Raw genomic sequence first — 12,787 nt, forward strand, 5'->3', positions numbered from 1 at the left:
GTATCCGCGGATTCGGCGAGGCCCAACTGCTCGCTGACCGAAGTGCCCGAACTGCGCTGGCTTGCGGAAAAAGTTCCGTCACATCGAGTGATTCCTGAACGCACATTAGGTTCTGGAACGTGCCAACCTGCCAGGTGGCGGATTGAGGGACTTCACAACGATTGCTGTCCTCGGTCACACTGAGGTCACGAGGCGGCCGGACATCCTGGAGCGCACCAGCCCACCGGCGGCGGCTCGACAGCGCGAAAAGACCGGCATCCGGCGGCCACCGGATACCGGCCTCAGGTCCACCACATGCCAGGCGTCGCCACCTGCGGGCATCAACCACCAGCCGAGCCCGCGTACAAGCAGTTGGGAGACTTCTATGAAGCCTACACGGGCGCCGGATCGGCCACCAGAACAGATGATCATGACCATCCGCCCCGGACTGCACTTCTCGTCGACCTGCTTCCAGGTCGGCGGGCGGCACTTCACCCTCAGCGCCCTGGAGAACGTCCACACCCGACAGGCCGGCCACGACCCGCTGACGCGCCGGGCCGGCGCCATGGCCGCCGCCGGGCTCGTCCTGCTCGGGGCGTTCGCGCCGCTGCTGCGCCCGGCAGGCATCGTCGCCGCCATCGTCGTGCTCAGCGGTCTCACCGTGCTCACCCTGGTCAGCTCCCGCCGCAGGCCGCGCCGGCTGGAGCTGTGGGCCGACTACCACGGTCACCCCACCCAGCTGTTCGTCAGCGACGACTGGTGGCTGTCCCGCGGGGTCGAGCGCTACCTGCGCCGGGTGCTCGTCGAGTCCCGCCTCGGCCATCTCGACATCTCGCACCGCCCCACCCGCGGCGTGCCGCACCCGTCGAACATGCACCCCTCCCGGCTGGTGCCCGGCGGCGGCCGGTCCGGCTGGGAACGCGCCGCTTGAGTTGTCGGCGCCCGCTCCGCGGGCGCGGCATCCGGCCTTTGAAGCCGGGCTTACCCTCCGGTCGCTCGCCCGCTTCGCGGGCTTCCGCTCCTGTCGGGTGCGCCCGGCGGCCGGATGCGGGTACGGAGGCGTTGCCGCAGCCTGCGGCAGCGCCTGACCTCCTCCGGCGGCGGCATATGCTCGGCCGCATGAGCTTCCCGCCCTCCGCCGCACCCTGCCCCGACGTCGAGCGCGTGCTGTGCGTGTTCGCCCACCCCGACGACGTCGACTTCGGCGCCGCGGGCACCGTCGCACAGTGGGTCGACCAGGGCATCGAGGTGTCGTACCTGCTGGTCACCCGTGGTGACGCGGGCGGCTTCGACGAGACCCCGCGCGAGCGCATGCCCGCGCTGCGCGAGGCCGAGCAGCGGGCCGCCGCGGCCGCCGTCGGGGTCAAGCAGGTCGACTTCCTGGAGGGGTACGCCGACGGCTCCGTCACGCCCAGCCTCGCGCTGCGCAAGGAGCTGGTCGCGGCGATCCGCCGGGCACGGCCCGACCGCATCCTGACCAGCGCGCCGCTGCGCCGCTGGGATCGCCTCGCCGGGCCCAGCCACCCCGACCACCTGGCCGTGGGCGAGGCGGTCACCTGCGCGGTCTACCCGGACGCGCGCAACCAGTTCGCCCACCCCGACCTGGGCGCGGCCGGGCTGGCCGCCTGGACGGTGCGGGAGATCTGGTACTCCGGCGGCCCCGACCCGGACCACGCCGTCGACATCACCGACACGTTCGACCGCAAGCTCGCCGCGCTGCACGCGCACGTGTCGCAGACCGCGCACCTGCCCGAGCTGGACAGCATGCTGCGCGAGCGGCTCAGCGGTCTCGCCGAGTCGCTCGGCCTGCCCGGCCGGCTCGCCGAGGCGTTCACGGTGATCCGCACCGAGTAGCGGTCTGGGTACGGCGCGGTGACGGTGGTCGCCTACTCGTCGAGTTCGTCGGCGACGCGGGTGAGAAAGGTCAGCGAATCCGCTTCACTGAGCGCGGCCTGGGTCAGCCGGGCGAAGGCATCACGGTATGGCGTCACGAGCTCGTCACGCTCCAGGACCTCGCCCAGGTCCTGCGCCGTCGGGCTGTAGTTGCTGAACTCCAGGTAGACGACGTCGAACTCCGGCCCGTAGGGGAACGACATCACGACGAACGCGGGTTCCAGCACGTGGAGGCCCGCACGGAACGGCAGCACCTGGATATGGATGTTGCTTCGGCGGCCTAGCCGCACCAGGTGTCGGAGCTGCTCTCGCTGGATGTGCGCGTTGCCGTTCGTGCGGTAGAGCGTCCCCTCGTCGAGAACCACGTGGATCTGCGGCGGGTCGGGGCGATCAAGCACCTCCTGCTGCCGGCGCATCCGGATCGCGATGACGCTGTCCGCGTTGTCCGTGCTGGTGACATGACCGGCGAGCAGGACAGACCTTGCGTATCCAGCGGTCTGCAGCAGCCCAGGAATCACCAGGAGCTGGTAGAAACGCAGCTCGGCGGCGCCGTCCTCCAGCCCGATGTAGGTCGAGAGCTTGGGAGCGTCGGCGCCGGCCTCCTTCCACCACGGGCGCTGGCGGGCGGCTTTCGCAAGCGACACCATCTGCGACACCTCGGACGGATCTTGGATGCCGTAAAGCTGCAGCAGAGCCTTGACGTCGGTGACCGTCATGCCGACGGAGCCGTTCTCGATCCGAATGATCTTCGACAGGGACCAGTCCAGGGAATCCGCAACCTGGTTCTGGGTGAGATCCGAGGAGTCGCGCGCCGATCGAAGGGCGTTCCGCAGGCGAAGCCGGGCGACTGCTGGATTCGTCCTGGGGCTCACCTGACCGGCCCACCTTCACGACGCGGTTGATCAAGCATGTGGCGGCGTGCGACCTGGCCAATCGACCAGGGCTGCCTGCCACCATTCAGTGACTTGAGTTTAACCTGGACGCTGTCCAATCTGCCAGCACGCGGGTGTGCGGGCAGTTCCGCCATTACTGTTGATCTTCGGAGCGAAGATGACGTCAGTTCAGGCCGCGACCTGGCGAAAGAGCAGCCGCTGCGACTCGGTGACGTGTGTGGAGGTCGCCGTGTTCCCGGGGGCCGTCGGCTTGCGCGACTCCACGGATCCGCTGCAGCACCTGATGCTGTCGCCGGAGTCGTTTCAGGCCCTCATCGAGGGTGTGAAGGCCGGTGAGTTCGATCTAGCCTAGGTCGGCTTCTCGGCCGGCATCGTCGCCCCTGGCGGGTGGTGGTGCCGGCTCGTTCGTCTCCATGGTCGGCGCGTCCAGGCTGTCCTCCGCTGCCGCTGCCGCGGCCGTTCGCCATTGCTCATTGACGATCCGTACGAACATTCGCTCCATTCGCAACCTGCTGCCGGTCGCGTAGGCCGGGCGTGCCTGCGGCCACCACGCGCGTGCCTCAGGACTCCGAAAGATGATCTCCATCTGGAGCCGTAGCGCGTCGGGAGAGATGTCCTCGGTGAAGTAGCTGGATCGGAGATACATGAACATCATGTTGCGGTAGATCGAGCGCCGCCAGGTGGCCACCTGGTCCGCGCTCGCGTCCGGGGGTAGCGACGAGTTCAGAGTCGGGTCATCCAGTTGGAGTTTCATCAGCTCGAACTGCATGGAGCGCGCCGCATCCTGCTGGCCGACGCGGGCCTGCCTCAAGCTGACGGCGATGGACAGCACGATTCCGATCAGCGCGAACGAGGAGAGGATCGCGGACGCTGCGCCGTAGGTCTGGCCGACGTCACTGAGCAGAGACCAGTCGCCCGACATCACTTTGGTCGCGGTCTCGAGAAGCAGGGGCGACAGGAGCACCACGGCGATGAGTGCCGCCGTCGTGAGCAGTGAAAGTGCATAGCTTGCAGGCAGCTTTGCCGAACCACGCCTCAGCATCGATCCATGGTGACGAATGGAACGACTTGCGTCAACGGGCTATGACTGCCTGCGTGCAGGCAGTGAGCGGCTAGTGCATCGCGTTGCCCGCGATGGTCCACAGCCGCAGGGCGGCCTCGCGGGCACTGGGCCGCGCCGAGGACTTCTTGTCCATGCAGGCGCGGCACAGGTCCGAGACGGCCTGCGGCAGCCCCGGCACAGCGAGCACCGGCGTGGGCGCGAGGTGGCGCAGCGCGGCGGTCTCCTGCGGGCTGCGCCGCGGCCCGGCGTACGGCGACTTGCCGGTCAACGACGTGTAGAGCAGCGCGCCCAGGGCGTACACGTCGTCGGCGGGGCTGGCGAACGTCGGCGTGCCGGCGCCGATCAGCTCGGCCAGCCCGAAGTCGACCACCTTCGGGCCCTTCGTGGTCAGCATGACGTTGCCCGGGGTCAGATCGCGGTGCACGACGCCGCGGCGGTGCGCGACGGCGAGCACGTCCGCCGCGGTGGCCGCGACCCGGACCGCACCGGTCCACGGCAGCGGGCCGTCGGCCAGCACGTCCATCAGCGCCTCGCCGCTGAGCAGCTCCAGCGCCAGGAAGCCGAAGTCGCGGCCGTCCGGGCCGGTCTCCACACCCACGTCGATCACCTTGGGCACGTGCGGGTGACGCAGCCGGTCGGTCATCGCCGCCTCGTGCCGGATCAGACGGGAGTAGTGGCTGTCGACCACCTTGACCGCGAGCCGGGCGCCCTTGGCGGCGTCCACCGCCTGGTACACAGTGGAGACTCCGCCCCGGGCGAGTGGCCTGGTCAGCACGTATCGCCCGGCGAGCGCCGTGCCGATGGGGACATCCACGGGCGGGATTCTTCCGCAATTGCACGCGCAAAGCCATGACGCGAACTTCAAATCTTCGCTAAAAGGTTCACGGGCCCTCGCAACTACCCCAGAGCCCGCGCCGTGCGGTACGGGCGGCGGCGACGGCGGCGCCGATGTCGGCCTGGTGGGTGAGGTTGGGGCGGATCGCCAGCTCGCGCACCGCGCCACGGGCGGCCAGCTCGCCGTTGACGAAGCGGCCGTCGGCGGTCCAGGCGTAGACGAGGTAGCGCTGGTAGGAGTCGCGCCGCTCGGCGTCGGGCAGCACCCACAGGCGGCCGCCGGGCGGGGCGAGCCGTTGCAGCTCGGTGCGGGCGGATTCGGCCCAGCACTGCGGGCCGCCGTCGGCGCCGTGCAGCTCGGGCGCGTCGATGCCGAGCAGCCGCAGCTGGGCGTCCCCGGCGGTGTCGATCACCGGCCCCGGCGCGGCGACGCTTACCTGGAGCGAGTCGCCGTCCAGCGGGAAGCCCACCCGCACCTCCTGGGCACCGGTGGGCGGCCGGCCGGTGCTCCGCTGGTCCGTCTGCGGACGCAGGGTCCACCAGAGCCAGCCGGCGGCGGCGAGCAGCAGCACGACCAGCCAGAACGCCGTCGCGCGGAGTTCGCGGCGGCGCGCGGTGCGCCGTACCCCCGCCACCGGCTCATCGTCGCACCGGCCGCACCGATGCTCGGGCCGATTCGGTTCGGTGATTCTGATCGCACACGTTTTAATTGTGTACAACTAAAATCCTGGCTAGCGTCGGGGGCATGACTCCTCTCTACACAGCGGTGGCGACCGCTACCGGTGACGGCCGTGACGGGAAGGTGCGCAGCTCGGACGGGCTGCTGGAGACCGCCGTGGCGACCCCGGCCGAGCTGGGCGGCGCCGGCGGGGCCACCAACCCCGAGCAGCTCTTCGCCGCGGGTTACGCCGCGTGCTTCCACTCCGCGCTGCGGGTCGTGGCCCGGCGGGCCAAGGTCGAGCCGGGTGACACCGAGGTGACCGCGCGGGTCGGCATCGGCCGCGCCGGAGCCGGGTTCGGGCTCGCGGTGACCTTGGAGATCACCATGCCGGGCCTGCCCGCCGACACCGCCCGGCAGCTGGTCGAGGCCGCGCACCAGGTCTGCCCCTACTCGAACGCGACCCGCGGCAACATCGACGTGCAACTCGTGCTTCGCTGAGACCATGACCGCCCACGTGCCCGACGAGACCGATCTCGACCTGCGTAAGCAGGTCTGCTTCGCGCTGTACGCGGCCAGCCGCGCGCTGACCGCGCTCTACCGGCCGGTGCTGGACCGGCTCGGCCTGACCTACCCGCAGTACCTGGTCATGCTGGTGCTGTGGGAGCGGGGGGACACCTCGGTCAAGGCGCTGGGCACGTCGCTGGAACTCGACTCGGGCACACTGTCGCCGCTGCTCAAGCGGCTGGAGGCGGCCGGGCTGGTGACCCGGGCCCGCGACCCACGCGACGAGCGCTCGGTCCTGATCAGCCTCACCACCGCCGGCGACGACCTGCGCACGCAGGCCGCCGGCATCCCGCGGGCCATCGCCGAGGCCACCGGCGTGCCCGCCGACAAGCTCGCCGACCTGCGCGACACGCTGCGCATGATCACCCAGGCGGCCCACACGGCCGCCGAGGACAAGGAGACGACGTGACCACCGGACGTGAGATCCACCTGGCGTCCCGCCCGCAGGGCGTACCCACCCCGGACAACTTCCGCCTCGTCGAGGTCGACGTGCCCGCTCCCGCCGAGGGGCAGGTGAAGGTGCGCAACCTCGTCATGTCGGTCGACCCGTACATGCGCGGGCGGATGAACGACGTCAAGTCGTACGTGCCGCCGTTCCAGGTCGGCGCGGCGCTCGACGGCGGCGCCGTGGGCGAGGTCGCCGAGTCCGCCTCGCCCGACCTCAAGCCCGGTGACCTGGTGCTGCACGGCTACGGCTGGCGCGACTGGGTGGTCGGGGACGCGCGCCGCTTCCGCCGCCTGGAGCCCGTCGCGCCGCCGAGCGCGTTCCTCGGCGTGCTCGGCATGCCGGGCCTGACCGCGTACGTGGGGCTGCTCGACATCGCCGCGATGAAGCCGGGCGACACCGTGTTCGTGTCCGGCGCGGCGGGCGCGGTCGGCAGCCTGGCCGGGCAGCTCGCCAAGCTCAAGGGCGCCGGGCGGGTCGTCGGCAGCGCGGGCAGCGCCGCCAAGGTGGCCTACCTGACCGAGGAGCTGGGCTTCGACGCCGCCTTCAACTACCGCGACGGCGACCTGGCCGGGCAGCTCAAGCAGGCCGCGCCCGGCGGGGTGGACGTGTACTTCGACAACGTCGGCGGCGACCACCTCACCGCGGCCATCAGCCGGGCCAACGTGGGCGCCCGGATGGCCATCTGCGGTGCGATCGCCGGGTACAACGAGCCCGTGCCGGGCCCGGACAACATGATGATGCTGATCGGCAAGCGGCTCACCCTGCGCGGCTTCATCGTCAGCGACCACGAGGACCGCATGCCGGACCTGATCCGCGAGGTCGGCGCCTGGTACGCCGAGGGGCGGATCAAGGCGCCGGAGACCTTCGTGGCCGGGCTGGAGAACGCGCCGGAGGCGTTCCTGGGCCTGCTGCGCGGCGACAACACCGGCAAGATGCTGGTCAACCTCTGACGTCCCAGGCCGTGGGCCACGGGGCATCGCGCAGCGGCACCGGTCACTAGGATTCCCCGGGTGACGATCACCGCTGCGGCCCCGGCGTGGACGCCCGGCCGGCCCGCTCCGCGGGACCACTGAGCCGTGCTGCGTACCACCGAGGTCGACGGTGTGCCCGCGCTCATCGCGCCGTCCGCCGGCGCGATGAGCGCGGGGCTCATGTTCCGGGTCGGCCAGGCCGACGAGACGCTGGCCGAACACGGCGTCACCCACCTGGTGGAGCACCTGGCGCTGCACGACAGCGGGCTGTCCGACCACCACTACAACGGCGAGACCTCGTCCGTCTACACGCACTTCCACCTGCGCGGCAGCGAGTCCGATGTGGTGGGCTTCCTCGGCCGGGTCTGCGCGGCCCTGTCCGCCCTGCCGATGTACCGGCTGAAGACGGAGAAGGAGATCCTGCGCACCGAGAGCCGCACCCGCGGCCCGCTGCCCGGCCTGCCGCTGCGGCGCTACGGGGCGCAGGGCTACGGCCTGCCCGGCTGCCCCGAGTGGGGACTGGCCCGGCTCGGACCCGACGACCTGCGGCGCTGGGTCGCCCGCTGGTTCACCCGGCAGAACGCGGTGCTCTGGATCGCGGGCGGGGACGTGCCCGCCGGGCTGCGGCTGCGGCTGCCCGACGGCGCGCGCCGCCCGGTGCCGCCGGCCGCAGCCGTGCTGCCGCGGCTGCCCGCCTACTACCCCGGTGACGGGACCGGCGTGCTGTCGAGCGCGGTCGTTCGGCGCAGCACCGCCGCCAGCGTCTACTCCGGCGTGCTGGAGCGGGAGCTGTACCGCGACCTGCGCCAGGAGGGCGGGCACTCGTACACGGCCTCGTCGTCGTACGAGCCGCGCGGCGACGGGTACGCGACGGTGACCGCGTACGCCGACGCGCTGCCGGAGAAGCAGGACGCCGTGCTCGGCGGGTTCACCGAGGTGCTGGCGCGGATGCGGCGCGGCGAGCTGGACCCGCGCAGCGTCACCGCCGTACGCACCAAGGCGCTGGAGAATCTGAACCACCCGGAGATCGAGGCGACCCGCCTGCCCGGCCACGCCCTCAACCTGCTCACCGGGCAGCGTCACCTGCCCGTGGACGAGCTGCGCGCGGAGCTCGCCGCGGTCACCGACGAGCAGGTGCACGCCGTCGCCGCCGAGGCCGCCGGGACCACGCTGCTACAGGTGCCCCGAGGCGCCGCCGCCCCGGCCGGGTTCGCGCCCGCCCCGACGTCGTCCCCGGCCGAGGTCGCCGGCCGCCGGTACGCGCCGCGGGACGCGGCCGCCGCGCGCCTGGTCATCGGGCCGGACGCGGTCGGCATCACCCGGCCCGGCTCGCGGATCACCGTCCGCTACCGCGAGTGCGCCGCGCTGCTGGCCTGGCCCGACGGCGCGCGGCGGCTCATCGGGTACGACGGCGTCACGCTGCACCTGGAACCGGCGCTGTGGTCGGTGCCGGACGCGGCGCTGGCCGCCGTCGACGCGGGAGTCGCGGCCGCCCGGCACATCCCGATGCCACCCCGCGATCCGGACGGCATCCCGCGCAACGCGCCCGCCGTGGCGTCCGGGCCGATGCGCCGCCTGCTCGCGAACGCCCGCCTGTTCCTTTCCTGATCCTTCGTGATCCTTCGCGGTGCGAAGCTCCCGCCGGGGGAGCTTCGCACCGCGGGCGGTCAGCCCTAGATGGAGCCGGTGCGCGGCGGGTCGAAGCTCGCCACGCAGGTCACCAGCCGGTCGGACTTGAGCCGCCAGCTCTCGTCCGTCGGGTAGAGGAAGTAGGTGTCCACCGACGCGTCGTCGGCCGCCTCCGGCGCGTAGCTCTCCAGCAACGTGCCGCAGCGCTCCTCGGCCTCCTTCTGGATCGCGTCCAGGCCCGGGTAGGTGGAGCCGGTGAGCCGGAACTCGGCGTACACCTCGCCGTCGTGCGGGGCCGAGCAGGCGACCACCGGCAGCGACTCGATCTCCTCGTCGTCCTCCAGCGCGTTCAGGCAGTCGCCGATCTGCAGCGAGTGCACCGAGGTGTCGTCGCCGGTGGTCGTCGGGCTGCCGCTGCTCGGCGTGTCGTCGAACGCGATCGCCAGGCCCACGGCGGTGCAGATGCCGGCCAGCCACAGGCCGCTGATGACCAGGCCTGCGATGGCCATGCCGCGGCCGGTCTGGTTGCGCTTCTTGATCTGGGACAGCGCCACGATGCCGAAGATGACGCTGAGCAGGATGCCGCCGAGGATGCCGAGGACGAGCGAGGCGATGGCGAAGCCGTTGGTCCCGCCCGCGCCCGGCGGCTGCTGGAACGGCACGCCGTAGCCGGCCGGCGGGGTGTGGTACGGCGGGGTCGACTGCGGGGCGCCGTACACCGGCGGCACCGACTGGGGCGCACCGTACGACGGCGGGACGGACTGCGGTGCGCCGTACGACGGGGGCACCGACTGGGGCGCGCTGTAGGGCGGGGACGACTGCGGTGCGCCGTAGGGTGTGGCCGGCGGGGTGGCGCCGTACGGCGGCTGCGGCGGGACCGGGGCGTACGGGTCGGCGGGCGCGGCGTACGGGGACGCGGGCTGCGCGTACGGGTCAGCCGACGGGTAGGACGGCGTGACCGGCGGCGGTGCGAGCGGGTCCTGGTACGGCTGGGGGTTCTGGTCTGGCGAGGGGTAGGTCACCGCCGGAAGCTACCACTCACCCCCGTCGCTCCCGACAGGATTCCTGCGCCGGCCGCGATGTGCTCACACCGCGACGCCCGGCGACGCGGGCGCGGGCTGGGAGACGCCGCTCAGGGAGCCGACACGAAGCTCGTGATCGGTGGCCATGCAGACGACCTGCTGGGTCGGATCGGCCCACTGTTCCTCACTCAGCAGGATGAACGCGACGTCGAAAGCCGGGTCGTCCGCGTACCGGGGCGCGTATCGCCGGAACCTCTCCTGGCAGCGCTCATGGTTCCCCTCCGGCGCCACCCCCTCCCCGGGGAAGTCGCCGACCGGCCGGAACGTGCCGACGATCTCGAACTCGTGCGGCTGCGTGCACGGCACCATCGGCAGCACGGTCCGGTCGCCGGTGTGGACGATCCGCTCCACACAGTCGCCGACCCGCAGGTGACCGACCTCGATCCGGTCCGCTGCGGGACTCGGCTCCGGAGCCGTCTGCCGGAAGTCGGCCGGATTCCGCACCCGGTCGGGGACCAGCACGATCGCGCCGACGCCGGCCATCAGGCAGACCGCGACGGCGATCAGGCCGGCGCGCTTCGCGGTGCTCATCGGAGCCTCCTCCGGCACCCGGAGCAGCCCGATCTCGTCAGGGCGGGTCGAGGGAACGGGCGCCTGCGGCTGCGGAGCGCTCGGAGCATCGGACATGGCGCGGGATGCTACCGAACGCGGGCAACCGGGGTGGGCCGTACAGCCGGCTTACAGAATGGTGCGCCCGGCAGGACTCGAACCTGCGACCTGAGGATTAGAAGGCCCCTGCTCTATCCAGCTGAGCTACGAGCGCGCGACTTGAAGGCTACCGTGCGGGACGGCCGGTGTGATCGGCTACCCGGCGGAAGTTGACCACGATCCTAGGGCACCGACACGCCGCCGAACACTGACTTAAGTTCATGATCAACGGGGTGTCGGGTGGGGCGGGGGCGGGCTAGCGGAGGTAGGTGGTTAGCCAGCGGTCGGACTGGTCGAAGAACTGGTCGCGGGCTGGTTGGCGGGAGAGGGTGAGGTCGTGTTTGCCGCCGTCTACGCGGACCAGGGTGAGGTGGCGGCCTACGGCGGGGGCCCAGCGCACGATGTGGTCCACGTTGAGGACGGCGTCGGCGTCGTGGGCCTGCTCCGACCAGACGCGCTGGCGGTAGGAGGCGGTCGAGCAGCCGACGAAGACGGGGACCTTGAGGTCCAGGCCGCGGTGCAGGCGGCGCTGGCCGCTGCGGATCGCGTTCAGCCAGGCCACCCGGACCGGGAAGCCGATCACCGGCTTCCAGTCGACGCGGTAGTCCCACTCGCCGTCGTGGTCGCGGTGCAGGCTGCGGCCGTACAGGCCGGGCATCTTCAGCGGGATCACCCGGTAGGGGGCGCGCTGGGCGAGGGAGCCGACCGCGGACACGGCCGGGCGGCGCATGAACCAGGGCGCGTTGATGTCGAAGAACGGGCTGTTGAGCAGCAGGCCGTCGACCAGGTTCGCGTCCGCGCGGGCGTCGGCCCACAGGGCGGTGATCAGGCCGCCCGTGGAGTGGGCCGCGACCACCAGCATGTCGTGGCCTTCGTCGTCGCGGATGATCCGGGCGGCCTCGTCCAGCTCCGGGAAGTACTCCGACATGCTGCGGGTGAAGTTGGGCGTCTGGTGCGTGAGCAGGCTGCGGCCGTACTTGCGCAGGTCCAGGGCGTAGAAGTCGTAGCCGCGGGCGACGAAGAAGTCGGCCAGGTGCGTCTGGAAGAAGTAGTCGTTGAAGCCGTGCACGTAGAGCACCGCGCGCGTGGTGGTGCCGGGCGCCTTCCGGCTGACCAGGGTGGCGACGACCTTGCCCTGGTCGTCGTCGGGCAGCTCGATGACGCGCTGGGTGTACGGCTCGCCGAGGATGTCCGTCTGCACGGCGCAATGTTACCGCGAGGTAGGCATGCGCCATAACAGATCAACTTCATGATCAGGCGGTTATCCCCAACCACGCCTCTGTCCACAGGGCGGGGCCGCAGGCGGTGGTACGCCGCGCCCGGGTGGCGCAACCTCTGCGGTGTCGGACATCGAGAGGAGAAGGCAGTGTTTGACACCCCCATAACCGTGATCGGGAACGTGCTGACCGCGCCGGAGTGGCGGCGCACCAGCCAGTCCGGGCAGCTCGTGGCGAACTTCAAGGTGGCCTCCACCGCCCGGCGGCTGGACAAGGCGAACAACCGCTGGGTGGACGGCAACAGCCTGCGCGTGCGGGTCAACTGCTGGCGGCGGCTGGCCGAGGGCGTGGCCAGCTCGATCATGGTGGGCGACCCCGTGGTCGTGGTGGGCCGGCTCTACACCCGCGACTGGATCGACGAGGAGGGCCAGCGCCGGGTGATGTACGAGGTGGAGGCGGTGGCCGTCGGGCACGACCTGTCCCGGGGCCGGGCGAAGTTCGCCCGCACCAAGCCGAGCACCACGATCAGCGCCGTCGAGGACGCCGCGGCCGAGGCGCGGGCCGGCGGCGAGGCGACCGTGGCCGCGCCCGACATGCGGGTCGGCCCCGACCCGAACGACCCGCTGTTCGCCGAGGACGACGACGCGTCGTTCGGCGGCCCGTTCGACCTGGACGCGGTCGCCTCGCTGCGCGGCGGCGGCCTGCAGGCCGAGCTGGTCGGCGGCGAGCAGGACGCCGACGAGGACGACGAGGACGACCTCGACGACGACGTGACGGCGCTCGACCGGGTGCCCGTCGCGGCCTGACCCGGGGAGGGGACACCTCCGGCCCGTCCGTCATCCCCGTTGATGCGGGCCGGAGGGCTGGTGGCACGCGGTTCGACCGCCGCGTGCCACGGGGGCGGG

General features: G+C 71.7%; 15 protein-coding genes and 1 tRNA gene. 8 read left to right on the forward strand and 8 right to left on the reverse strand.

Translation table 11 applies throughout. The features are described from left to right. Positions 1-409: 409 nt before the first annotated feature. Complete coding sequence (locus Cba03nite_RS31855; protein ID WP_203754279.1) at positions 410-910, forward strand: DUF6232 family protein; 501 nt, start codon at positions 410-412, stop codon at positions 908-910. Between the two features lie 188 nt (positions 911-1,098). Continuing rightward, the gene (locus Cba03nite_RS31860; protein ID WP_203754281.1) at positions 1,099-1,833 is read left to right on the forward strand and encodes a PIG-L deacetylase family protein; all 735 of its coding nucleotides are present in this window, start codon (positions 1,099-1,101) and stop codon (positions 1,831-1,833) included. 32 nt (positions 1,834-1,865) lie between these two features. Here Cba03nite_RS31860 and Cba03nite_RS31865 read toward each other — a convergent pair whose 3' ends face one another. Next, the gene (locus tag Cba03nite_RS31865; protein ID WP_203754284.1) at positions 1,866-2,744 is read right to left on the reverse strand and encodes a helix-turn-helix domain-containing protein; all 879 of its coding nucleotides are present in this window, start codon (positions 2,742-2,744) and stop codon (positions 1,866-1,868) included. Between the two features lie 178 nt (positions 2,745-2,922). On the opposite strand from Cba03nite_RS31865, the gene Cba03nite_RS31870 reads away from it, so the two are divergent. Further along, positions 2,923-3,117: a DUF397 domain-containing protein gene (locus Cba03nite_RS31870; protein WP_203754288.1), complete on the forward strand. Its 195-nt coding sequence runs from the start codon at positions 2,923-2,925 to the stop codon at positions 3,115-3,117. Here Cba03nite_RS31870 and Cba03nite_RS31875 read toward each other — a convergent pair. The 3 genes from Cba03nite_RS31875 to Cba03nite_RS31885 all read right to left on the reverse strand — a co-directional run bounded on the left by Cba03nite_RS31875 (position 3,109) and on the right by Cba03nite_RS31885 (position 5,297). Continuing rightward, positions 3,109-3,807: a DUF6082 family protein gene (locus Cba03nite_RS31875; RefSeq protein ID WP_203754291.1), complete on the reverse strand. Its 699-nt coding sequence runs from the start codon at positions 3,805-3,807 to the stop codon at positions 3,109-3,111. The two genes, Cba03nite_RS31870 and Cba03nite_RS31875, sit on opposite strands and share 9 nt — an antisense overlap. A 70-nt stretch (positions 3,808-3,877) precedes the next feature. Then, positions 3,878-4,642, reverse strand: coding sequence for a serine/threonine-protein kinase (locus Cba03nite_RS31880; protein ID WP_203754294.1), 765 nt, complete (start codon positions 4,640-4,642; stop codon positions 3,878-3,880). Positions 4,643-4,709: 67 nt separating this feature from the next. Then, positions 4,710-5,297 (reverse strand): thermonuclease family protein, encoded by a 588-nt coding sequence (locus Cba03nite_RS31885; RefSeq protein ID WP_203754296.1) that lies wholly within the window; start codon positions 5,295-5,297, stop codon positions 4,710-4,712. 110 nt (positions 5,298-5,407) lie between these two features. Here Cba03nite_RS31885 and Cba03nite_RS31890 point away from each other — a divergent pair, with 110 nt between their 5' ends. From Cba03nite_RS31890 to Cba03nite_RS31905, 4 genes are all read left to right on the forward strand, one after another. Then, positions 5,408-5,821, forward strand: coding sequence for an organic hydroperoxide resistance protein (locus Cba03nite_RS31890; protein ID WP_203754298.1), 414 nt, complete (start codon positions 5,408-5,410; stop codon positions 5,819-5,821). Between the two features lie 4 nt (positions 5,822-5,825). Further along, positions 5,826-6,296: a MarR family winged helix-turn-helix transcriptional regulator gene (locus Cba03nite_RS31895; protein WP_203754300.1), complete on the forward strand. Its 471-nt coding sequence runs from the start codon at positions 5,826-5,828 to the stop codon at positions 6,294-6,296. Continuing rightward, complete coding sequence (locus Cba03nite_RS31900; RefSeq protein ID WP_203754303.1) at positions 6,293-7,285, forward strand: NADP-dependent oxidoreductase; 993 nt, start codon at positions 6,293-6,295, stop codon at positions 7,283-7,285. Before Cba03nite_RS31895 ends, Cba03nite_RS31900 begins: the two co-directional genes overlap by 4 nt. Before the next feature lie 126 nt (positions 7,286-7,411). Next, positions 7,412-8,914 carry a M16 family metallopeptidase gene (locus Cba03nite_RS31905; protein ID WP_203754305.1) on the forward strand — a complete coding sequence of 501 codons (1,503 nt, stop codon included), beginning with the start codon at positions 7,412-7,414 and terminating at the stop codon, positions 8,912-8,914. 65 nt (positions 8,915-8,979) lie between these two features. Here the strand turns inward: Cba03nite_RS31905 and Cba03nite_RS31910 are convergent, their stop codons facing one another. The 4 genes from Cba03nite_RS31910 to Cba03nite_RS31925 all read right to left on the reverse strand — a co-directional run bounded on the left by Cba03nite_RS31910 (position 8,980) and on the right by Cba03nite_RS31925 (position 11,866). Beyond that, complete coding sequence (locus Cba03nite_RS31910) at positions 8,980-9,957, reverse strand: DUF4190 domain-containing protein (RefSeq protein WP_203754308.1); 978 nt, start codon at positions 9,955-9,957, stop codon at positions 8,980-8,982. Positions 9,958-10,020: 63 nt separating this feature from the next. Further along, on the reverse strand, positions 10,021-10,644 hold the full coding sequence (locus Cba03nite_RS31915; RefSeq protein ID WP_203754310.1) for a septum formation family protein: 624 nt from the start codon (positions 10,642-10,644) through the stop codon (positions 10,021-10,023). Positions 10,645-10,703: 59 nt separating this feature from the next. Continuing rightward, positions 10,704-10,780 (reverse strand) — tRNA-Arg (locus Cba03nite_RS31920). Between the two features lie 141 nt (positions 10,781-10,921). Then, the gene (locus Cba03nite_RS31925; RefSeq protein WP_203754311.1) at positions 10,922-11,866 is read right to left on the reverse strand and encodes an alpha/beta hydrolase; all 945 of its coding nucleotides are present in this window, start codon (positions 11,864-11,866) and stop codon (positions 10,922-10,924) included. Between the two features lie 165 nt (positions 11,867-12,031). Here Cba03nite_RS31925 and Cba03nite_RS31930 point away from each other — a divergent pair, with 165 nt between their 5' ends. Then, a complete protein-coding gene (locus Cba03nite_RS31930; RefSeq protein ID WP_203754312.1) occupies positions 12,032-12,688 on the forward strand; it encodes a single-stranded DNA-binding protein in 657 nt (218 codons plus the stop codon). The last annotated feature ends 99 nt before the right edge of the window (positions 12,689-12,787 follow it).

It is taken from the genome of Catellatospora bangladeshensis (assembly GCF_016862575.1).
GTDB classification, from domain to species: Bacteria; Actinomycetota; Actinomycetes; order Mycobacteriales; family Micromonosporaceae; genus Catellatospora; species Catellatospora bangladeshensis.

What these genes read in the sequence shown, in the direction of transcription:
- Cba03nite_RS31855 (WP_203754279.1), top strand. Translation starts at nt 410, where the DNA reads ATGACCATCCGCCCCGGACTGCACTTCTCGTCGACCTGCTTCCAGGTC.
- Cba03nite_RS31860 (WP_203754281.1), top strand. Translation starts at nt 1,099, where the DNA reads ATGAGCTTCCCGCCCTCCGCCGCACCCTGCCCCGACGTCGAGCGCGTG.
- Cba03nite_RS31870 (WP_203754288.1), top strand. Translation starts at nt 2,923, where the DNA reads ATGACGTCAGTTCAGGCCGCGACCTGGCGAAAGAGCAGCCGCTGCGAC.
- Cba03nite_RS31875 (WP_203754291.1), bottom strand. Translation starts at nt 3,807, where the DNA reads ATGCTGAGGCGTGGTTCGGCAAAGCTGCCTGCAAGCTATGCACTTTCA.
- Cba03nite_RS31890 (WP_203754298.1), top strand. Translation starts at nt 5,408, where the DNA reads ATGACTCCTCTCTACACAGCGGTGGCGACCGCTACCGGTGACGGCCGT.
- Cba03nite_RS31895 (WP_203754300.1), top strand. Translation starts at nt 5,826, where the DNA reads ATGACCGCCCACGTGCCCGACGAGACCGATCTCGACCTGCGTAAGCAG.
- Cba03nite_RS31915 (WP_203754310.1), bottom strand. Translation starts at nt 10,644, where the DNA reads ATGTCCGATGCTCCGAGCGCTCCGCAGCCGCAGGCGCCCGTTCCCTCG.